The 20,013-nt window shown below is 69.4% G+C and carries 16 protein-coding genes; 8 read left to right on the forward strand and 8 right to left on the reverse strand.

What is annotated here, in order from left to right; all coding sequences use genetic code 11:
* Nucleotides 1-8 precede the first annotated feature (8 nt).
* Together LHA26_RS10300 and LHA26_RS10305 are read right to left on the reverse strand one after the other, a co-directional pair.
* Nucleotides 9-437, reverse strand: a complete 429-nt coding sequence (locus LHA26_RS10300; RefSeq protein WP_252165535.1) for a hypothetical protein — start codon at nucleotides 435-437, stop codon at nucleotides 9-11.
* A gap of 90 nt (nucleotides 438-527) precedes the next feature.
* On the reverse strand, nucleotides 528-1,625 hold the full coding sequence (locus LHA26_RS10305; RefSeq protein WP_252165536.1) for a Gfo/Idh/MocA family protein: 1,098 nt from the start codon (nucleotides 1,623-1,625) through the stop codon (nucleotides 528-530).
* A 161-nt stretch (nucleotides 1,626-1,786) separates the two neighbouring features.
* Between LHA26_RS10305 and LHA26_RS10310 the strand changes: the two genes are divergently transcribed.
* From LHA26_RS10310 to LHA26_RS10330, 5 genes are read left to right on the forward strand one after another with little or no spacing between them, the layout of a single operon-like run.
* A complete protein-coding gene (locus tag LHA26_RS10310; RefSeq protein WP_252165537.1) occupies nucleotides 1,787-2,956 on the forward strand; it encodes an MFS transporter in 1,170 nt (389 codons plus the stop codon).
* A 59-nt stretch (nucleotides 2,957-3,015) separates the two neighbouring features.
* On the forward strand, nucleotides 3,016-4,068 hold the full coding sequence (gene hppD / locus LHA26_RS10315; RefSeq protein ID WP_252165538.1) for a 4-hydroxyphenylpyruvate dioxygenase: 1,053 nt from the start codon (nucleotides 3,016-3,018) through the stop codon (nucleotides 4,066-4,068).
* A complete protein-coding gene (hmgA, locus tag LHA26_RS10320; RefSeq protein WP_252165539.1) occupies nucleotides 4,068-5,351 on the forward strand; it encodes a homogentisate 1,2-dioxygenase in 1,284 nt (427 codons plus the stop codon). The genes hppD and hmgA overlap by 1 nt, the downstream gene beginning before the upstream one ends.
* The gene (gene fahA, locus LHA26_RS10325; protein ID WP_252165540.1) at nucleotides 5,348-6,649 is read left to right on the forward strand and encodes a fumarylacetoacetase; all 1,302 of its coding nucleotides are present in this window, start codon (nucleotides 5,348-5,350) and stop codon (nucleotides 6,647-6,649) included. Before hmgA ends, fahA begins: the two co-directional genes overlap by 4 nt.
* Nucleotides 6,650-6,688: 39 nt before the next feature.
* Complete coding sequence (locus tag LHA26_RS10330; RefSeq protein WP_252165541.1) at nucleotides 6,689-9,439, forward strand: [protein-PII] uridylyltransferase; 2,751 nt, start codon at nucleotides 6,689-6,691, stop codon at nucleotides 9,437-9,439.
* 36 nt (nucleotides 9,440-9,475) lie between these two features.
* Here the strand turns inward: LHA26_RS10330 and infC are convergent, their stop codons facing one another.
* The 5 genes from infC to LHA26_RS10355 all read right to left on the reverse strand — a co-directional run bounded on the left by infC (nucleotide 9,476) and on the right by LHA26_RS10355 (nucleotide 14,058).
* Nucleotides 9,476-10,015 (reverse strand): translation initiation factor IF-3, encoded by a 540-nt coding sequence (gene infC / locus LHA26_RS10335; RefSeq protein WP_252165542.1) that lies wholly within the window; start codon nucleotides 10,013-10,015, stop codon nucleotides 9,476-9,478.
* A gap of 120 nt (nucleotides 10,016-10,135) precedes the next feature.
* Nucleotides 10,136-10,561, reverse strand: a complete 426-nt coding sequence (locus LHA26_RS10340) for a MerR family transcriptional regulator (RefSeq protein ID WP_252165543.1) — start codon at nucleotides 10,559-10,561, stop codon at nucleotides 10,136-10,138.
* On the reverse strand, nucleotides 10,554-12,248 hold the full coding sequence (locus tag LHA26_RS10345) for a long-chain-fatty-acid--CoA ligase (RefSeq protein ID WP_437441203.1): 1,695 nt from the start codon (nucleotides 12,246-12,248) through the stop codon (nucleotides 10,554-10,556). Before LHA26_RS10345 ends, LHA26_RS10340 begins: the two co-directional genes overlap by 8 nt.
* Nucleotides 12,248-13,603 carry an OmpP1/FadL family transporter gene (locus tag LHA26_RS10350; RefSeq protein ID WP_252165544.1) on the reverse strand — a complete coding sequence of 452 codons (1,356 nt, stop codon included), beginning with the start codon at nucleotides 13,601-13,603 and terminating at the stop codon, nucleotides 12,248-12,250. Before LHA26_RS10350 ends, LHA26_RS10345 begins: the two co-directional genes overlap by 1 nt.
* 38 nt (nucleotides 13,604-13,641) lie before the next feature.
* Nucleotides 13,642-14,058 carry a DUF2147 domain-containing protein gene (locus LHA26_RS10355; RefSeq protein ID WP_367890714.1) on the reverse strand — a complete coding sequence of 139 codons (417 nt, stop codon included), beginning with the start codon at nucleotides 14,056-14,058 and terminating at the stop codon, nucleotides 13,642-13,644.
* Nucleotides 14,059-14,243: 185 nt separating this feature from the next.
* Here LHA26_RS10355 and LHA26_RS10360 point away from each other — a divergent pair, with 185 nt between their 5' ends.
* Genes LHA26_RS10360 through LHA26_RS10370 form a run of 3 tightly spaced genes read left to right on the forward strand, consistent with a single transcriptional unit; the run spans nucleotide 14,244 to nucleotide 19,545 of the window.
* Nucleotides 14,244-15,380: a thiolase family protein gene (locus tag LHA26_RS10360; protein ID WP_252165545.1), complete on the forward strand. Its 1,137-nt coding sequence runs from the start codon at nucleotides 14,244-14,246 to the stop codon at nucleotides 15,378-15,380.
* The gene (locus LHA26_RS10365) at nucleotides 15,380-17,704 is read left to right on the forward strand and encodes a 3-hydroxyacyl-CoA dehydrogenase/enoyl-CoA hydratase family protein (protein WP_252165546.1); all 2,325 of its coding nucleotides are present in this window, start codon (nucleotides 15,380-15,382) and stop codon (nucleotides 17,702-17,704) included. The genes LHA26_RS10360 and LHA26_RS10365 overlap by 1 nt, the downstream gene beginning before the upstream one ends.
* Before the next feature lie 44 nt (nucleotides 17,705-17,748).
* The gene (locus LHA26_RS10370; RefSeq protein WP_252165547.1) at nucleotides 17,749-19,545 is read left to right on the forward strand and encodes an acyl-CoA dehydrogenase C-terminal domain-containing protein; all 1,797 of its coding nucleotides are present in this window, start codon (nucleotides 17,749-17,751) and stop codon (nucleotides 19,543-19,545) included.
* Between the two features lie 71 nt (nucleotides 19,546-19,616).
* Here LHA26_RS10370 and LHA26_RS10375 read toward each other — a convergent pair whose 3' ends face one another.
* Nucleotides 19,617-19,937, reverse strand: coding sequence for a flagellar basal body rod C-terminal domain-containing protein (locus tag LHA26_RS10375; protein WP_252165548.1), 321 nt, complete (start codon nucleotides 19,935-19,937; stop codon nucleotides 19,617-19,619).
* Nucleotides 19,938-20,013: the final 76 nt, after the last annotated feature.

The raw sequence follows: 20,013 nt of genomic DNA on the forward strand, positions 1-20,013 counted from the left end.
GGCCGCGATCAGCGGCACACCACCGTTACCGTGGTGCCCGCGCCCTGGGTCATCTTGCGGACCATCAGCGGGTTCTTGCCGGCGGGGCAATAGACTTTGAGCCCCGAGCCGGGAACGCTCATGGTGCCGCCGGGCCGTGCCGGCGCCGGGGCGGCAGCGGCGGCGTGGCGCCCGCTTTTGTCATGCGCGCGCGTGCCGTGCGCGGCCGTGGCCCCGCCGGCCTTGTGCCGGCTCTCGGAGTGCCCGGCCTTGTGCCGGCTTTCCGTATGCCCGGCCTTGTGCCGGCTTTCGCTGTGGTGGCGGGCGGCGGTGCCGCCCTTGCTCCTGTGCGTGCCATGATGGCGATCCGCCTGGCGATGCGTGCGGGCCGGCGCGGCGCCGGCGGCGAGAACGGACAGCAGCGCAACTGAGACGAGATCGCGCACGAGACGGGACACTGGCTTCTCCCCGATGGAACCGGCCGCCTTATGCGACGGGCCGGCCCCATTCCGCAACGGTCGCGCGCGCCGACGCGCGCGGCCGTCCGCTCAGCCGAGGCTGATCGCGCGCCCCTCGCGCGCGGAGCGGTAGATCGCCTCGATCAGCCGCAGGTCGCGCAGGCCTTCCTCGCCCGGCACGATCGGCTGGCGCCCCGTCAGGATGCATTCGGACAGATGATCGAGCTGCCCGACAAACTGGTTGGCGGGGGGCGGGGTGGGGCCCGCCTCGGTATGGTTGTTGCGGTTGATCCGCATGGTCTGGCCCTGATAGGCCGTGGCCGGCTCCATATCGATCCAGCCCTGATCGCCGACGATCCGGTAGCGATTGTGCGGGGAGGTGTAGCTCGACACGCAATTGGCCACGATCCCCGAGGGGAAGCGGAACATCCAGTCGATGCGATCCTCGACCGTGCGGAAGCGCGGATCGCTGCGATCGGTCGATTCCACCGCGCTCACCAGGATCGGCTCCTCGCCGGTCAGATAGCGCGTGGCGTTGAGGCTGTAGATGCCGATATCCATCAGCGAGCCGCCGCCCGACATGGGCTTGTCCAGCCGCCACTGATTGGGCTGGGCGTTGAAGCCATGTTCGGCGGTGATGATCCGCGTGGGGCCCACCAGCCGATCCTTGGCGAGCTTGATGCACAGCCGGTTATAGGGCTCGAACCGCGAGCGATAGCCGATCATCAGCAGCCGGTTGGCGGCGCGGCAGGCGGCGATCATCGCCTCGCATTCGGCCGAGGAGACGGCCATGGGCTTTTCGCACATGACATGCTTGCCCGCCTTGGCGGCGCGGATCGTATATTCCGCGTGCATGGAATTGGGCAGGATCACATAGACGATGTCGATATCCGGATTGTCGCGGATCCGGTCGTAGTCGGCATAGCTGTAGCGATGCGTCTGGGGGATGCCATATTCGGCGCCATAGCGCTCGAGCTTTTCGGGCGTGCCGCTCACCAGCGCGACCAGCCTGGACGAGGCGCATTGCGCGAATTGCGGCATGATCTGCTTGGTGGCGTAGGAGCCGAGGCCGACGATCGCATAGCCGAGCTTGCGATCCTTGGGCGCCGCCCAGGCCGGCGCGGCGGCGGCGGCGAGGCCGACCCCGAGGCCGCGGAGAAGGCTGCGGCGATCCTGCGGCGGTATCATGTCTCTCTCCTGGGCGATCCTTAAGTCGGCGCGCAGCTTGCCCGCGCCGGGGCGCCGCTGTCCACCGCTTAAGGGTCTTAGTTTGCTGCCGGAATCGCGAGATCGGGCGGCGCTGCAAAAGCGGGCTTTGCAGCACCCCGCGCTGCGCCTAGCGGGCGGGCATGGATCGTCGCTGGCCCCGCATCGTCGCCTTGTGGCTGATCGGCCTGCTGGCGGCCGCGCAGCTCGCCAAATTCGCCGTGCTGGCGCCGCAGCTGCGGCGGCTGCACCGGCTGGATCTGGCCGAGATGGGGCTGCTGATCTCGCTGATGGAGGTGGGCGGCGGGCTGTTCGGCTTTGTCGCGGGGCTGGCGCTGGGCCGCATCGGCGCGCGGCGCGCGCTGCTCGGCGGCCTCGCCCTGCTCTGCCTGAGCGGCGCGGGCGAGGCGGTGGCGCCCGATGCGGCGCTGCTCTTCCTGGCGCGCGGGCTGGAAGGCGTGGGCTATCTGCTGGTGGTGATCGCCGCGCCGACATTGATCGTGGCGGTGGCGCGGCCGGCCGAGCGCGGCACCGCGCTCGCGCTGTGGAGCAGCTTCGTGCCCGTCGGCCTGGCGCTGGGCAGCGCGGTGACGGGGCCGCTGGCGCATCCGCTCGGCATCGCCGGCACGCTGCTGCTGTGGAGCGGCGCCGGGCTGGCGCTGCTGCTGCTCGCGGCGCGGCTGCCGCTGGCCGATATCGCGATCGCGCCGCGCATCGCGCTGCCCCGCGCCGCCGCCTGGCCGGCCACGCTCGGCTTCGGCGCCTATACGCTGTTCGTCTGCGCGCTCACCATGTTGCTGCCGAGCTTCCTGATCGAGGCGCGCGGCGCCACCACCGCCGAGGCGGGGCTGATCGCGGGCCTGGCGTCGCTCGCGGCGCTGCCGGGATCGGCGCTGGCGGCGCGGATCATGGCGCGCGGTCCGCTGAGCGGCGCGCGGCTGCTCGCCCTGATCGCGCCGCCCACGCTGATCGCCGCGCTGGCGATGCCGCTGATCTTCCGCCTGGCCGATCGCGCCGCCAGCGCGGCGCTCGCGGTGGCCGCGCTCGGCCTGGGCGCGGTGGCGGCGCCCTTCCTGTTCGGACGCCTGCCTTTGCTCGCCGGCGCGCGGGGGCCGGCCGATCCGCGCATCGCCGCCGCCAACGGCCTGCTCACCCAGTTCGGCGCGGGGGGCGCGCTGCTCGGGCCGCCTTTGGGCGGCCTGGTGGTGCATCGCGCCGGCTGGACCGGGCTCGGCCTGGCATCGGCGCTGCTCGCCGCGACCATGCTCCTGCTCGTCGCGCTGGCCGAGGCGATCCACGCCCGCGCCGATTGACAGCGGCCGGCGAAAGGCGGAAACCAGTATCAATCGTTACAATTTGGCGGAGAGCCGCGATGCCCCATCTCGATGTGAACCCGCTCGGCCTGGACGGTTTCGCCTTTTGCGAATTCACCGCCCCCGATCCCGATCGCATGGCCGATCAGATGCTCCAATTCGGCTTCGTGCCGGCGGCGCACCATCCCGATCGCCCGGTGACGCTGTACCGCCAGGGCCGCATCCAGCTGCTGCTCAACCGCGCGCGCGACGGCCAGGCCGGCGCCTTCGCCGAGGCGCATGGCCCGTCCGCCAACGGCATGGCCTTTCGCGTCGCCGATGCGGCGGCGGCGCATGCGGCGGCGCTGGCGCGCGGCGCCAAGCCCGCCCCGGCCGAGGCCGGCGCGCTCGGGCCCGATGCCCATGTGCTCGAAGGGATCGGCGGATCGCTCCTCTATCTGGTGGATGGCGATCCCTTCGCCGGCTGGACCGAGGTGCCGGGCTGGCGCGCGGCGGCGGCCGAACAGGGGGTGGGGCTGGATCTGCTCGATCACCTCACGCACAATGTGCGGCGCGGCCAGATGCGCGTCTGGTCCGCCTTCTACGCGCAGCTTTTCGGCTTCGAGGAGCAGAAATACTTCGACATCAAGGGCAAGGCCACGGGCCTGTTCAGCCAGGCGATGATCGCGCCCGATGGCGCGATCCGCATCCCGCTGAACGAGAGCCAGGACGACAAGAGCCAGATCGAGGAGTTCATCCGCGAATATAAGGGCGAGGGCATCCAGCACCTGGCCTTCACCACCGAGGATATCTACGCCACCGTGGAAAAGCTGCGCGCGCGCGGCGTGCGGCTGCAGGATACGCTCGATACCTATTATGATCTGATCGAAGGCCGGGTGCAGGGCCATGAAGAGGATGTCGAGCGGCTGCGGCGCAACCGCATCCTGATCGACGGCTCTTCGGACGAAGGCATTCTGCTCCAGATCTTCACCGAGCCGCTGTTCGGCCCGATCTTCTTCGAGATCATCCAGCGCAAGGGCAATCAGGGCTTCGGCAACGGCAATTTCCAGGCGCTCTACGAATCGATCGAGCTGGACCAGATCCGGCGCGGCGTCATCACCGTCGACGCCTGATGGCGGACTATCTCCCCGGCTTCGGCAACCATGTCGCGACCGAGGCGGTGGCGGGCGCGCTGCCGTCGGGGCAGAATTCGCCCCAGCGCGTGCCCTTCGGCCTCTATGCCGAGCAGCTTTCGGGCACCGCCTTCACCGCGCCGCGCGCCGAGAACCGCCGTTCCTGGCTGTACCGGCTGCGGCCGAGCGCCGGCCATCCGCCCTTCGCGCCCTATGCGCGGCCCGGCGCGCTGCGCACCGCCCCGTTCGACGAGGTGCCGCCCAGCCCCAACCGGCTGCGCTGGGATCCGCTGCCGCTGCCCGAGACGCCCACCGATTTCGTGGACGGCCTCTTCACCTATGGCGGCAACGGCGATGTCGCCGCCGGCACGGGCATGGCCGCGCACGGCTATGCGATCAGCGCCAGCATGGTCGATCGCGTCTTCGCCAATGCCGATGGCGAGCTGCTGATCGTGCCGCAGCAGGGCGCGCTCACGCTCGTTACCGAGCTAGGGCGCATCGCGGTGGCGCCGCTCCAGATCGCGCTGGTTCCGCGCGGCGTGCGCTTCCGGGTGGAGGTGACGGAACCGGCGCGCGGTTTTGTCTGCGAGAATTACGGCGCGCTGTTCCGCCTGCCCGAGCTGGGCCCGATCGGCGCCAACGGCCTCGCCAATCCCCGCGATTTCGAGGTTCCGGTGGCCGCCTTCGAGGATCGCGACGCGCCGGTGGAGCTGGTGCAGAAATTCCAGGGCCGGCTATGGACGACGCGCCTCGCCGCCTCGCCGCTCGATGTGGTGGCGTGGCACGGCACGCTCGCGCCGTGGCGCTATGATCTCACCCGCTTCAACACCATCAACACGGTCAGCTTCGATCATCCCGATCCCTCGATCTTCACCGTGCTGACCGCGCCGAGCGATACGCCGGGCACCGCCAATTGCGATTTCGTGATCTTCCCGCCGCGCTGGATGGTGGCCGAGCACAGCTTCCGGCCGCCCTGGTTCCACCGCAATGTCATGAGCGAGTTCATGGGGCTGATCGCCGGCGCCTATGATGCCAAGGCGGGCGGCTTCGTGCCCGGCGGCGCCTCGCTCCACAATCAGATGGCGGGCCATGGACCGGACCGCGCCAGCTATGAGGCGGCGGTGGCGGCGGAGCTGGTGCCGCATCGGCTGCGCGATACCATGGCCTTCATGTTCGAGAGCCGCGCCGTGATCCGGCCGACGCGCTGGGCGACCGAAACGCCGCTCGCCCAGCCCGATTATGATCTCTGCTGGGACGGGTTCGCCAAGGCGCGCCTGCCATGAGCCGGGCCGGGCTGGACGAAAGCCACGATCCGGCCCGCACCAGCTGGGTGGCGGCGGCGGGCGCGGGCGGCGATTTCCCGATCCAGAATCTGCCGCTCGGCCGTTTCGCCCCGCCCGGCCACGGGCCGCGCCCGATGGTGGCGATCGGCGATCAGGCGCTGGATCTGGTCGATATCGCCGATCTGCTGCCCGAGGCGGCGGCGGCGACGCTGGCGCAGCCCGGGCTCAACGCGCTCTTCGCGCTGCCCGCCGCCGATCGCCGCGCGCTGCGGCGGCGCCTCTCGGCGCTGCTCGCCGATCCGGCGCAGGCCGCGCGGCTCACGCCCTCGCTCCACCCGATCGCGTCCTGCACGCCGCATCTGCCGGCGCAGCTGGGCGATTACAGCGATTTCTATGTGGGCATCCACCATGCCCGGCAGGTGGGCGCGCTGTTCCGGCCGGATGCGCCGCTGCTGCCCAATTATGCGCATGTGCCGATCGGCTATCATGGCCGCGCCTCCTCGGTGCGCGCGAGCGGCGTGCCGGTGGTGCGGCCGCATGGCCAGAGCAAGGCGGCGGACGCGGCGGCACCGCGCTTCGGCCCGAGCGCGCGGCTCGACTATGAACTCGAGCTGGGGCTGTGGATCGGCACCGGCAACGCGCTCGGCACGCCGATCCCGATCGCCGAGGCGGAGGCGCATCTCGTCGGCCTGTGTCTGCTCAACGATTGGTCGGCGCGCGATCTCCAGGCCTGGGAATATCAGCCGCTCGGGCCGTTTCTGGGCAAGAGCTTCCACACCAGCGTCTCGCCCTGGGTGGTGACGGCGGAGGCGCTGGCGCCGTTCCGCCGGCCGCCCGCCCCGCGCGAGGAGGGGGCGCCGGCGCCGCTTCCCTATCTGCAGCATGAAGAGGATGCGGCGCGCGGCGGCTTCTCGATCCGGCTCGAGGCCTTTCTGTCCAGCGCGGCGATGCGCGCCGCCGGCCATGCGCCGCTGCGCCTGGCCGAGGTGGCGGCTGCCGATGCCATGTATTGGACGGTGGCGCAGATCATCGCGCACCATAGTTCCAACGGCTGCAATCTCCGCCCCGGCGACCTGATCGGCACCGGCACGCTGTCCACCCCCGGCGCGGGCGGCGCCGGCAGCCTGTTGGAACAGACACGCGGCGGCGCGGCGCCGATCACCCTGCCCGGCGGCGAGACGCGGCGCTTTCTGGAGGATGGCGATCGCATCACGCTGCGCGCGCGCGCCGAGGCGCCCGGCGCGGTCGCCATCGGCTTTGGTGAGGTGACGGCGGAAATCGTCGCGGCCGCCGGCTGATCCGCTTCAACTGGCGGCAAATCGCGCTACAGATGGGCCATGCCGGCCCGCAGCGAGACGCTTCCCCACCGCCGCGCGATCATCGATCGCCGCCTCGTCGCCGATCGCCTGGCCGCGCTGCCCGATACGCCCGCGACGCTGCGCCAGGACGCCACCCAGATCTTGCGCGCGGCGCTGGCGGACGGCCGGGCCGAAGTGGCGCGGCGGCTTACCGAGCATCCCTCGCGCGGGCGCGAGGCGGCGGCGGCCTATGCCTTTCTCGCCGATCAGATCCTGCGGCTGGTGTTCGATCTCGCGGTGGAGCGGCTTCGCGCCGAGCCGGCGCGGGCAGCGTCGGATCAGCTCGTGCTGGTCGCGGTGGGCGGCTATGGCCGGGCGGAGATGGCGCTCGCCTCGGATGTCGATATCGCCTTCCTCACCCCGGCCCGGCCCAGCGCCTGGGCCGAGGCGACGATCGAGACGATCCTCTATCTGCTCTGGGATCTCGGCCTCAAGATCGGCCATTCCACGCGATCGATCGACGAGATGGTGCGCCAGGCGCGCGCCGATCTCACCATCCGCACCGCGCTTCTGGAAAGCCGCTATGTCTGGGGTGACGAGGCGCTGTTCGACGAGGCGTGGCGGCGCTTCAATGGCGAGGTGGTGGCCGGCACCGCACGCAGCTTCATCCATGACAAGCTGGCCGAGCGCGATGCCCGCCACAAGCGCATGGGCGACAGCCGCTATGTGGTGGAACCCAATGTGAAGGAGGGGAAGGGCGGGCTGCGCGATCTCCACGCGCTCTTCTGGATCGGCAAATATGTGTTCAACACGCGCGCGGTGGGCGATCTCGTCGGGGTCGGGCTGTTCAGCGCGGACGAGCTGCGCCAGTTTCAGCAGGCCGAGAATTTCCTCTGGGCGGTGCGCTGCCAGATGCACCTCATCACCGGCCGCCCCGAGGAGCGGCTGACCTTCGATCTGCAACGCGAGGTGGCGGCGCGGATGCGCTACAAGGACCGGCCGGGCCGATCGGCGGTCGAGCGGTTCATGCAGCATTATTTCCGCACCGCCAAGCTGGTCGGCACGCTCACCGGTCTGTTCCTCGCGCATCTCGACGAGAGCTTCGCCGCGCGCGCGCGGCTGCGCCTGCCCAAGATGCGGCGAAGGCCGCGCAAGCTGGACGGGTTCGTGCTCGACGCGGGGCGGCTGGCGCTGCCCGACGAAGGCTTCTTCCTCGCCGATCCGGTGCGGCTGATCGCGCTCTTCACGCTGGCGGATCGCCACGGGCTGGAGATCCACCCGCTGGCGATGCGCCAGGCCTCGCGCGATGCCGCCGCCATCACCGCCGCGGTGCGCGCCGATCCGCGCGCCAACCGTCTCTTCCTCGAGCTGCTCACCTCGCCGCGCGAGCCCGCCAAGGTGCTCCGCTGGATGAACGAGGCCGGCGTGTTCGGCCGGTTCGTGCCCGATTTCGGCCGCGTCGTGGCGCGGATGCAGTTCGATATGTACCATCATTACACGGTGGACGAGCACACCATCCACGCGATCGACCTGCTGTCGCGGATCGAGCGCGGGCTGCTGGCCGAGGATCATCCGATCGCGACCGAGCTGATGAGCCGCATCGTCGCGCGGCGCACGCTCTATGTGGCGGTGCTGCTGCATGATATCGCCAAGGGCCGGAGCGGCGATCATTCGATCCTCGGCGCCGAGGTGGCGGAGCGGCTCTGCCCGCGCCTCGGGCTCACCCCCGCCGAAACCGAGACGGTGGCGTGGCTGGTGCGCTACCATCTCCTCATGTCGGCCACCGCCTTCAAGCGCGACCTCGCCGATTTCAAGACGATCCTCGATTTCGCCGAACAGGTGCAGAGCCCCGAGCGGCTGCGGCTGCTGCTGATCCTCACCATTGTCGATATCCGCGCGGTCGGGCCGGGCGTGTGGAATGGCTGGAAGCGCCAGCTGCTCGGCCAGCTCTACGAGGCGGCGGAGGAGGTGCTGCGGCTCGGCCACAAGCAGAAGGGCCGCGCCGAGCGGATCGGCGCCAAGCAGGAGCGGCTCGCCGAGGCGCTGGGCTGGGACGCGGCGCGCTTCGCCGCCTATCGCCAGCGCATGCCCGAAAGCTATTGGGTGGCGGAAGCGGGCGATTCGCTGCTCGCCAACGCCCGGATGATCGCCGAGGCGGATGAGGCGGCGCTGCCGCTGTCGGTCTTCACCCAGCCCGATCCCGAGCGCGGCGCGACTTTGGTCACCGTCTATGCCGCCGATCATCCGGGGCTGTTCTACCGCATCGCCGGCGGCATCCATGTCGCCGGCGGCACCATCATCGATGCGCGCATCCACACCACGCGCGATGGCATGGCGGTGGACAATTTCCTCGTCCAGGATCCGCTGGGCGGCCCGTTCGACGATCCCGACCGGCTCGACCGCATCCGCACCACCATCTCGGACGCGCTCGCCAATCGCGCGCGGCTCAACGATCGGCTCGCGGACAAGAAGCCCGCGCGGATCCGCGCCGAGGCCTTCCATGTCGAGCCCAATGTGCTCATCGATGGCAAGGCCTCCAACCGCTATACGGTGGTGGAGGTGAATGCGCAGGACCGGCCGGCGCTGCTGCACGCGCTGGCGCACGCGCTCTTCCAGTCCAAGGTGACGATCCACTCGGCCCATATCGCCACCTATGGCGAGCGGGCGGTGGACACCTTCTACCTGACCGATCTGACCGGGGACAAGATCGCCGGCACCCAGCGGCTCAAGGCGCTGGAGCGGCGGCTGCTGGCGGCGGCGGCGGGCCAGACGCTGGCGGAGCCGGCCTGATCCGGCCGGCTCCCGCGTGACGCCGCGGCGCCGGGCTTATTTGGGGGCGAGCACCATCAGCATCTGGCGGCCTTCCATGCGCGGGAACTGCTCCACCTTGGCGACCTCGGCGACATCCGCCTGAACGCGCTGGAGCACCTGCATGCCGAGCTGGCCATGGGCAAGCTCACGACCTCGGAAGCGCAGCGTGCACTTCACTTTGTCGCCCTCTTCGATGAACTCGAAGATCTTCTTCATCTTCACGTCGTAGTCGTGGTCGTCGATGTTCGGACGCATCTTGATCTCTTTGATTTCCTGCGTCTTCTGCGACTTGCGCGCGAGGTTCGCCTTTTTCTGCGCCTCGTACTTATACTTGCCGACATCGAGGAACTTGCACACCGGCGGATCGGCGTTGGGCGAAACCTCAACCAGGTTCAGGCCCAGCTCATGCGCCTGCTCCACCGCTTCGCGCGTATACATGACGCCCAGATTCTCACCCTGCTCATCAATCACGCGCACGCGCGGGACATTGATGAACTCATCATAGCGGGGGCCGTTGAGGGGCATGGGCGGCGCACCAAGCGGGCGGCGCATCATCGGCGGTCGTATAGCGGCTTCTCCTGTGGTCGTGCCTATTCCAGCGCCATATAGTGATTCACGCAGGCGAACGGAAGATGCGCCCGGGCCGGTCCTGCATATTGGTGGCGGCTGTTCCTTTTAGGACGCGGCGGCGAGATCGCCCGCGCGCGGCGGATGCGCGGCGGGGCCGAGCCGCTCCATCGCCTCGGCCTCGATCTGGCGCAGCTCCGCGATCGTCTGCGCGATCGCGGCCTGCTGATGCTCCAGCGCCTCGCGCCGCCGCTCCGCCGCCTCGGCGAGCCGCCGCAGCTGCTCCAGATGCTGCGGATCGGCATCGTAGAGATCGAGGAACTCCTTGATCTCCTTGATCGAGAAACCGAGCCGCTTGCCGCGCAGGATGAGCTGCATGCGGCCAAGCTCGCGCCGGCCATAGACGCGGATCGCGCCCACCCGGCGCGGCTCGATCAGCCCCTTGGCCTCGTAGAAGCGCAAGGTGCGGCTGGTGATGCCGAGTTCGTCCGCGACATCCTGGATGGTGCGCAGCTCGCCGCGCGCCTCATCCATTGGGCCGGCCCGCCTTGGCGCGTTCCTCCGCCACCAGCTCCTTTTTGGAAAGCTTGCCGATCAGTGTCTTGGGCAAGGTGTCTCGAACCTCGATCTCGCGGGGCAGTTCGAGTTTGTTGATATGCGTCTTGAGGAAATCGCGCAATTCCAAGCCCGTTACACTGGCGTCGGGCTGGAGCGTGACAAAGGCCTTGGGCGCCTGGCCGCGATAGGGATCGTCGATGCCGATCACCACCGCCTCGCGCACCTGCGGGTGCAGATAGAGCGCCTCCTCGATCACGCGGGGATAAATATTGTAGCCGCCGCACAGGATCACGTCCTTGATGCGGTCGACGAGGAAGAGATAGCCGTCCTCGTCGAGATAGCCGACATCGCCGGTGCGCAGCGCGCCATCGACGAACACCCGCGCATCCTCGTCGGGTCGCCGCCAATAGCCCTTCATCACCTGCGGCCCGCGCGCGCACACCTCGCCGCGCTGGCCCGCGGGCAGGCGCCGGCCGGGATCGTCGAGGTCGCGGATCTCGATCACCGTGGCGGGGAAGGCGGGGCCGCAGCTATTGTCCTTGATCGCGCCGTCCAGCGGATTGCAGGTGATGATCGGCGAGGCCTCGGACAGGCCATAGCCCTCGACCACCCGGCAGCCGGTGCGCGCCTCGAAGCTCTGGCGCACGTCGAAGGGCAGCGGCGCGCCCCCCGAGATCGAGAATTTGAGCGAGCCAAGCGCGCCGAGCTTGGCCTTGGGCAGGGTGTTGAGCGCGCCATAGATGGTCGGCACGGCGAACAATTCGGTGCAGCGCGTGCGCTTCATCGTCGCCAGGAAGAGCTTCATCTCGAAGCGCGGCAGCAGTACGATCGTCGAGGCGGTGTCGATGCCGTGGTTTAGCACCGTGGTCAGCGCGAAGACATGGAAGAGCGGCAGCACGCCCATGATCCGCTCGTCGCGCAGGTCGAGGCTGCCGGTGTGGATCGTCATCTGCGCGCTGTTGGCGGCGAGATTGGCGTGGGTGAGCATCGCCGCCTTGGGCACGCCGGTGGTGCCGCCGGTATATTGCAGCACCGCCACATCGTCGGGATCGCGCGCCACGGGATCGGCCGGCGCCGCGCTCGCGAGCAGCGAGGTGAAGGCGAGCAGCCGCCCGTCCTCCCGGACGCGCGCGATCGCCTTGCGCTTGAACAGGCGGTAGAGCAGCCGCTTCAGCGGCGGCAGCGCCTCGCTGATCGGGCAGACGATCAGCGCGTCCAGCGCCAGCGTGTCGCCGAGCGCAACGAGCTTGTCGTGATATTCGGGCACGTCGCAGCAGGCGACGATGCGCGCGCCGCTGTCGCGCAGCAGATGCTCGATCTCGCGGCCGGTATAGAGCGGGTTGATGTTCACCACCACGCCGCCGATCCGGTGGATGGCGAAATAGAGGATCACATAGGCCGGCATGTTGGGCAGGCAGAGGCCGACCGGCGTGCCCTTTTCCACGCCGAGATCCTGCAGGCCGCGCGCCGCCCGCGCCACCAGCCGGCCAAGCTCGGCATAGCTGATGGTGGCGCCCATGAAATCGAGCGCCACCGCGTCGCCCGCCCGCGCGACGCTCGCGTCGAGCAGGTCGGTGAGCAGGCGCGGCGCGGGGCCGGCGGCGATCGGATCGCCGGCCGGATTGGCGCGGGGCGGGACGCGGGCGGCGCGCATCGCGGCCATCAGAAGGTCATGTGCCCGCCCAGGCCGAACACCAGGGCGTGGGCCTTGTAGAGCTGGCCGGAGGTGAGGATCAGCGTCTGCAGCGGCGTGCCGGCATAGGCGGCGGTCGCCTTGTCGATCGGGTTGGACGCGATCTTGGTGTAGTTGACCGAGGCGTCAAGGCCGAGATGCTGGGTCAGCTGGTAGCTGGTGCCGCCCGCGAAGGTCCAGCGATTGCCGTCGGGCACGCGCGGATCACGCTCGCCATCGGCGATCGGCGAGAGATCGCGCTGCACGCCGCCACGCAGCGTCCAGCGCGGCGTCACGTCCCAGTCGAAGCCGAGCGAATAGGCGTAGCGGCTGCGATAATTCTCGGGCAGCGCCGCGTTCACCGGCGCGGCGAGCGTGATCTGGTCGAACTTCTCCCAGCCGAAGCGCGTCACCTGCGCGTTGACGGTGAAGCTCGGCACGATGTGATAGCGCGCGCCGACATTCACCTGCCACGGCGTGGTGAACTGCGCGCGCGCGGGATCGATCGTCCGGTTGACGCCGGCGGCCAGGGTGATCGGATCGGCGAGGCCGTCCACGATCAGCGTGCCCTTGAGCTTGTGCTTGATCGCCGATTTGTAGCTGGCGCCGAGATCCACTTTCTCATTGTGGAACTGGAAGCCGAACGAATAGCCGACATCCCAGCCATCGCCCTTCAGATATTGATGCCCGTCGGGGAAGGCGGCGGAGATCGGATCCGGCAGATAGTTGGACAGGGTGGCGCGGACATATTCCACGTTCACCGCCGCGCCGAGGCTGATCGACGGCGCCGGCGAGAAGGCGAGTCCGGGCTGGATGTCGTAGGTGCGCAGCCGCGTCTTGTCGGCGCTGTAGCGTGCCCAGGAGTCGGAATCATAGTTGGTGGTGAAGCTGTAGGGCGAGGTGACGGTCAGCCCGGCGGCGAGCTTGTCGGTGATCGGGAAGGCGAAGCCGCCATTCGGGAGATAGCCGTCATTCACCGGGTTGGAGAAGGTCTGGTTGCCGCCCACCGCGCTGTTCGAGCCGGGCACGACCTGGCCGGTCGGGAGGGCCAGCGTCGGCCGCACCACGCGCGTGTTGACATTGCTCGACCGCGCGCGCGGATAGAGCGCGGTCACGCCGCCATAGGCCTGAAAGCCGGTGATCCCGCCGATCGCCGCCGGATTCCACCATTGCTGCTGGGCGCCGCGCTCGGCCGCCTCGCCGGACCAGGCCCGGCCATTGGCCTTGACCGACTGTTCCTGCAAGTAGAAGGCCGCGGCATCCGCCTGGCTGGCCGCGGCAAGTCCGGCGGCGATCACGGCCAGGGCAGTCGCGCCGCGAAGCGCACGATCATAAGCAAGAAGCACGGGCAATCTCCCTTTTGTTCCTCCAGCGCCTTTTATGGTCAAGGCAGCCGCGTCCAGGTTTCGGTCTTGCACAGGGGCACGAACACACAGCCACGTAACTTCAGGTGGTTCGCATCGACGATGGTGATGCGGCCGCTATAGGTGCGGCCGTCGGCCCCATTATAGACCTCGCCATCCACCCAGGCGTCGGATTCCTGTCGAAAGCCGCTGAGCATCAGCATATTCTTGAGCGGGCGGCCGCGCAGCGCGGGGTTCTTGTTGTTGACATCCTTGCGCGCCGGATCGGCCCGCAGATCATCGGACGAGACCAGCCGGCCGCACAGCGAGGCGCCGCAGCGCTGGATCTCGATCACGGCATTTTTGGTGGGCGAGCGCCAATGGCCCACCGCGCTGTCGCTGGATGGCCCCGCCATGGCGGCGGCCAGCAAAGCGCCGAGCATCAGAAGCGGCATCATACCTCCTCACACATCGCTCTCCCCGCCCGACGCTCTTGACGGCGTCCCGGCGGGCCGGGGCGGCGCGACCGCCTCCGACTCCTCTACCATAGCCAGATTTGGCTTGACGTATAGGGAAAAGATCGCACCTTAAGGACAAGCAATGCGGAGGCCCGACTCCGCCCGCCCCTTGGAGAGGAGTGTCGATGAGCGACGTCGTGATCGCGGGTTATGCCCGCTCCCCCTTCCACCTCGCCAACAAGGGCGCGCTCGCGCGGACCCGCCCCGATGATCTCGCCGCCGCCGTGATCCGCGGCCTGATCGAGCGCACCGGCGTCGATCCCGCCCTCATCGAGGATATCATTGTGGGCTGCGCCTTTCCGGAAGGCGAGCAGGGCATGAACGTGGCGCGGCTGATCGGACTATTGTCGGATCTGCCGCTCTCGGTGGGCGGCATGACGGTGAACCGCTTCTGCGGCTCGTCGATGAGCGCGATCCACATCGCCATGGGGCAGATCGCGATCGGCGCCGGCGAGGCCTTTATCTGCGCGGGCGTCGAGTCGATGAGCCGGGTGCCGATGGGCGGCTACAACCCCCTGTTCAACGCCGATCTCGCCGAGCGTAACGCCGGCGCCTATATGGGCATGGGCGAAACCGCCGAGAATGTGGCGGAGAAATACCAGATCACCCGCGCCGAGCAGGAGGCGTTCGCGGTCGCCAGCCAGCACAAGGCCGCCGCCGCGCGGGCCGAGGGCCGGCTGAAGGACGAGATCGTGCCGATCGCCACCAAGGCCGGGCTGGTGACGGAGGATGGCATCATCCGCCCCGACACCACGGCGGAGGTGCTGGCCGGGCTCAAGCCCGCCTTCGACAAGGACGGCACCGTCACCGCCGGCACCGCCTCGCCGCTCACCGATGGCGCCTCGGCGGTGCTCGTCACCTCGGCGGCGTTCGCGGCGCGCCACGGCCTCGCTCCGCTCGCGCATATCCGCAGCGTCGCGATCTCGGGATGCGATCCGGCGATCATGGGAATCGGCCCCGTGGGCGCGAGCCGCAAGGCGATGGAGCGCGCGGGCGTCACCGCCGAGCAGATCGATCTGGTCGAACTCAACGAGGCCTTCGCCAGCCAGGCGCTCGCCTGCATCCGCGATCTCGGGCTCAAGCCCGAGAGCGTCAATCTGGATGGCGGCGCCATCGCCATCGGCCATCCGCTCGGCGCCACGGGCGCGCGCATCGTCGGCAAGGCGGCGGCGCTGCTGGCGCGCGAGGGCGGCCGCTTCGCGCTCGCCACCCAGTGCATCGGTGGCGGCCAGGGCATCGCCACGGTGCTGGAGCGCGCGTGATGGGCGAGACGATCCGCAAGGTCTGCGTCATCGGGGCGGGCACGATGGGCGCGGGCATCGCCGCGCAGATCGCCAATGCCGGCGTGCCGGTGCTGCTGCTCGATATCCTGCCCAAGGACGGCGCCGATCGCGACGCCGTCGCCAAGAACGCGGTCGCGCGCCTCGCCAAGGCGCAGCCCGCCGCCTTTATGAGCCCCGCCGCGATCAAGCTGGTGGAGACCGGCAATCTCGAGGATCATCTCGATCGCATCGCGACGTGCGACTGGGTGATCGAGGCGATCATCGAGCGGCTCGATCTCAAGCAGGCGCTCTACGCCCGGATCGAGGCGATCAAGCGGCCGGGCACGGCGATCTCGTCCAACACCTCGACCATCCCGCTCGACCGGCTGATCGAGGGACGCGGCGAGGCCTTTGCCCGCGATTTCCTCATCACCCATTTCTTCAATCCGCCGCGCTATATGCGCTTGCTCGAAGTGGTCGGCGGCCCGGCCACCGATGCCGCCCTGCTCGCGCGGGTCAGCGATTTCGCCGATCGCGCGCTCGGCAAGACGGTGGTCCGCGCCAAGGATACGCCGGGCTTCATCGCCAATCGCGTGGGCACCTACTGGCTGTCGGTCGCGGTCAACGCGGCGATGGATCTCGGCCTCACGGTCGAGGAGGCGGACCAGATCGGCGGCAAGCCGATGGGCGTGCCCAAGACGGGCATTTTCGGCCTGATCGATCTGGTCGGGATCGATCTCATGCCGCTGCTCGCCCGTAGCCTGACCGAAACGCTGCCCAAGGGCGATCCCTATTTCGACACGGTGCGGCCGCTGCCGCTGGTGGATCGCATGATCGCCGAGGGGCTGACGGGCCGCAAGGGCAAGGGCGGCTTCTACCGGCTGGATCGCAGCGGCGGCGGCAAGGTGAAGCAGGCGATCGATCTCGCCTCCGGCGCCTATCGCGCGGAGGCGCGGCCGCCGCGCCTGCCCGGCGCGGCCGAGCGCGATCTCGCCGCTTTGGTGGCGCTGCCCGACAAGGCCGGCGCGTTCGCCTGGACGGTGCTCAGCCAGGTGCTCGGCTACGCCGCCGCGCTGGTGCCCGAGGCGGCGGCGGACATCGTCGCGGTCGATACCGCGATGCGGCTCGGCTATAACTGGAAGTTCGGCCCGTTCGAGCTGATCGACCGGCTCGGGCCGGGCCGGCTGGCGGCGCGGCTGCGCGCCGAGGGGCGGCCGGTGCCGCCGCTGCTCGATCTCGCGGGCGATCGCCCCTTCTACCGCGTCGCCGATGGCGAGCGCGCCTATCTCGGCGTCGACGGCGCCTATCATCCCATCGTCCGCCCCGAGGGCGTGCTGCTGCTGGAGGATGTGAAGCGCGCCTCCGCGCCCCTGCTCAAAAACGGCTCGGCCGCGCTGTGGGATGTTGGCGATGGCGTCGCCTGCCTCGAATTCACCGGCAAGATGAATGCGCTGGACGGCGATGTCATGGCGCTGATCAACCAGACGGTCCCGCTGGTGCAGAGCCGCTTCAAGGCGCTCGTCGTCTATAATGAGGGCAGCAATTTCTCCGCGGGCGCCAATCTCGGCCTCGCGCTGTTCGCGCTCAACATCGCCGCCTGGGGCGAGATCGAGAAGCTCATCGCGGGCGGCCAGCAGGCATACAAGGCCCTCAAATATGCGCCTTTCCCGGTCGTCGCCGCGCCGGCGGGCATGGCGCTGGGCGGCGGCTGCGAAATCTGCCTCCACGCCGATGCCATTCAGGCCCATGCCGAAACCTATATGGGGCTGGTCGAGGTCGGGGTCGGGCTCATCCCCGGCTGGGGCGGCTGTGGCGAGCTGATCGATCGCATCGTCAAGGCGCCCGGCACGCCCAAGGGGCCGATGCCCGCCGTCGCCAAGGCGTTCGAGACCATCTCCACCGCCACCGTCTCCAAATCGGCGGCCGAGGCCAAGGCGCTGCACTTTCTGCGCCGCGACGATGGCATCACCATGAACCGCGATCGCCTGCTGGCCGATGCCAAGGCCAAAGCGCTGGCGCTCGTTCCCGGCTATGCGCCGCCGCCGGCGCCCGAATTCCGCCTGCCCGGCGCGGGCGGGCGCGTGCCGCTGACGGGCGCGGTGCGCGATTTCCAGAAGAAGGGGCTCGCCACCGCCTATGACGGTGTGATGGGCGGCGAGCTGGCCCTGGTGCTGACCGGCGGCGACGCCGATCTGGTCGATGTGGTGACCGAACAGCAGCTGCTGACGCTCGAGCGCGCGGCCTTCATGCGGCGGGTGCGCGATCCGCGCACCATCGCGCGGGTGGAGACCATGCTCGAAACCGGCAAGCCGCTGCGCAACTGACCGCGCCGCATCGCGGCCGGCAACGAGACGAGAGGAGTGCGCCCGTGCAAGTCTACAAGGCTCCGCTGCGCGACATGCGCTTCGTGCTGCATGAGCAGTTCACCGATGATGGCTTTGGCGGGCTCGCCGCCTTTGCCGAGCATACGCCCGATCTGCTCGACGCGGTGCTCGAGGAATCGGCCAAGGTGGCGGAGGAGCTGCTGCTGCCGCTCAACGCCAGCGGCGATCTCGAGGGCTGCACCTATGAGAATGGCGTGGTGCGCACGCCCCAGGGCTTCAAACAGGCCTATCGCCAGTTCGCGGAGGCCGGCTGGCCCGCGCTCGCCGCGCCGGTCGAATGGGGCGGCCAGGGCCTGCCCGAGGCGGTGAACAAGCTCACCGAGGAGATGATCTGCGCGGCCAACGTGTCGTTCAGCCTCTATCCGGGGCTCACCCATGGCGCCACCACGGCGCTGCAGGGCCATGCCAGCGACGCGCTGAAGCAGGCCTATATGCCCAAGATGGTGTCGGGCGAATGGTCGGGCACCATGTGCCTCACCGAGCCGCATTGCGGCACCGATCTCGGCCTGCTGCGCACCCGCGCCGATCCGCGCGAGGATGGCAGCTACGCGATCACCGGCTCCAAGATCTTCATCTCGGCCGGCGATCATGATCTCACCGACAATATCATCCATCTCGTGCTCGCGCGGATCGCCGGCGGCCCCGCCGGGGTGAAGGGGATCAGCCTGTTCCTCGTGCCCAAATTCCTGCCCAAGGACGATGGAACGCCGGGCGCGCGCAACGGCGTCACGGTCGCCGGCATCGAGCACAAGATGGGGCTCAAGGCCTCGGCCACCTGCCAGATCAATTTCGATGGCGCGACCGGCTGGCTGGTCGGCGAGGCCCATAAGGGCCTGGCCGCCATGTTCACCATGATGAACACCGAGCGCGTCTCGGTGGGCGTGCAGGGGCTCGGCCTGGCCGAGCTCGCCTATCAGTCGGCGGTCCATTACGCCAAGGAGCGGCTCCAGGGCCGCGCCCTGTCCGGCGCCAAGAATCCCGACGGGCCGGCCGATCCGATCATCGTCCACCCCGATGTGCGGCGCATGCTGATGACGATCCGCGCCTATGCCGAGGGCTCGCGCGCGCTCGGCCAATGGTGCGCCCGCGCGCTTGATGCCGAGGCCCATGCCGAGGATCCCGAAACGCGGCTCCGCGCCGGCGATTTCGTGGCGCTGATGACGCCGGTGGTGAAGGCGCTGTTCACCGATCTCGGCCATGAGGCGGGGCAGCTCGCCATCCAGGTCTATGGCGGCCACGGCTATATCCGCGAACATGGGGTCGAGCAGATCGCGCGCGATGCCCGCATCGCGATGATCTACGAAGGCACCAACGGCATCCAGGCGCTCGATCTCGTCGGCCGCAAGCTGCCGGCGCATATGGGCCGCAGCCTGCGCGCCTTCTTCCATCCCGTCTCCACCTTCCTCGAGGATATGGCGGGCGAGCAGGACAAGGGGCTGAAGGCGATGACCGCCGGGCTGCAGCAGGCGTTCGGCGCGCTCCAGCTCTCCACCGCCACCATCGCGCAAAAGGGGCTGAAGGATCCGGAAGAGGCGGGCGCCGCCGCGACCGACTATCTGCGGCTGCTCGGCCTGGTGGCGATGGGCTATTGCTTCCTCAAGGCGGCGCGGATCGCGCATCGGCGCCTCGCCGAGGGCAGCGAGGAGACCGATTTCTACCGCGCCAAGATCGTCACCGCCGGCTTCTTCTTCGATCGCATCCTGCCCCAGGCGACGGCGGCCTTCCTCGCCATCAAATCGGGCAAGCGCGCGATCATGGCGCTGGAGATCGACGCTTTCTGACATGGCCGCCGCCCGCGCCGCGAGGCCGGGCGGGGCGGGCGGCCGTCGGGATGCGGGTCGCGCGCGCCGGATCAGCCGGCGATCGAAAGCGCGGTCCGCGTCATCTCCTGGTCCGCCTTGAAGCTGGCGGCGTTGGCCTGATAGGCGCGCTTGGCGGCCGCCTGCTTGCCCGCCTCGCGCACCAGATCCACCGGCCGCTCGGCCAGCCGCTGATTGGTATCCCCCGCCTGCGCGGGAGCAGAGGCCGGCGCCGCCGCCGCCGGGGGCGGAACCGCCCCGCGCGCGGCCGCCGGCGCCGCGTCCTGCGTCGCCGCGCGCGCCGTCCGCGCCGCGCTCGCATCGAAACGCGCCATGCTGGCGCGCATGCCCGAAACCGCTCCGATCGCCATCATCGTCCACCCTCCTGGATCGCCGATCCTGCGCCCGAACCTGCTACCACCGAATTGGCGAAGAGGGTTGCGCCCCCGT

The organism is Sphingomonas morindae, from assembly GCF_023822065.1.
Lineage (GTDB): Bacteria > Pseudomonadota > Alphaproteobacteria > Sphingomonadales > Sphingomonadaceae > Solisphingomonas > Solisphingomonas morindae.

Excerpts from the sequence above, each read along its gene's own strand:
- LHA26_RS10360 (WP_252165545.1), top strand. The coding sequence starts at position 14,244 with ATGAGCGACGTCGTGATCGCGGGTTATGCCCGCTCCCCCTTCCACCTC.
- hppD (WP_252165538.1), top strand. The coding sequence starts at position 3,016 with ATGCCCCATCTCGATGTGAACCCGCTCGGCCTGGACGGTTTCGCCTTT.
- infC (WP_252165542.1), bottom strand. The coding sequence starts at position 10,015 with ATGATGCGCCGCCCGCTTGGTGCGCCGCCCATGCCCCTCAACGGCCCC.
- LHA26_RS10365 (WP_252165546.1), top strand. The coding sequence starts at position 15,380 with ATGGGCGAGACGATCCGCAAGGTCTGCGTCATCGGGGCGGGCACGATG.
- LHA26_RS10305 (WP_252165536.1), bottom strand. The coding sequence starts at position 1,625 with ATGATACCGCCGCAGGATCGCCGCAGCCTTCTCCGCGGCCTCGGGGTC.
- LHA26_RS10345 (WP_437441203.1), bottom strand. The coding sequence starts at position 12,248 with ATGGCCGCGATGCGCGCCGCCCGCGTCCCGCCCCGCGCCAATCCGGCC.
- LHA26_RS10310 (WP_252165537.1), top strand. The coding sequence starts at position 1,787 with ATGGATCGTCGCTGGCCCCGCATCGTCGCCTTGTGGCTGATCGGCCTG.
- fahA (WP_252165540.1), top strand. The coding sequence starts at position 5,348 with ATGAGCCGGGCCGGGCTGGACGAAAGCCACGATCCGGCCCGCACCAGC.
- LHA26_RS10340 (WP_252165543.1), bottom strand. The coding sequence starts at position 10,561 with ATGGATGAGGCGCGCGGCGAGCTGCGCACCATCCAGGATGTCGCGGAC.
- LHA26_RS10355 (WP_367890714.1), bottom strand. The coding sequence starts at position 14,058 with ATGATGCCGCTTCTGATGCTCGGCGCTTTGCTGGCCGCCGCCATGGCG.
- hmgA (WP_252165539.1), top strand. The coding sequence starts at position 4,068 with ATGGCGGACTATCTCCCCGGCTTCGGCAACCATGTCGCGACCGAGGCG.
- LHA26_RS10375 (WP_252165548.1), bottom strand. The coding sequence starts at position 19,937 with ATGATGGCGATCGGAGCGGTTTCGGGCATGCGCGCCAGCATGGCGCGT.
- LHA26_RS10330 (WP_252165541.1), top strand. The coding sequence starts at position 6,689 with ATGCCGGCCCGCAGCGAGACGCTTCCCCACCGCCGCGCGATCATCGAT.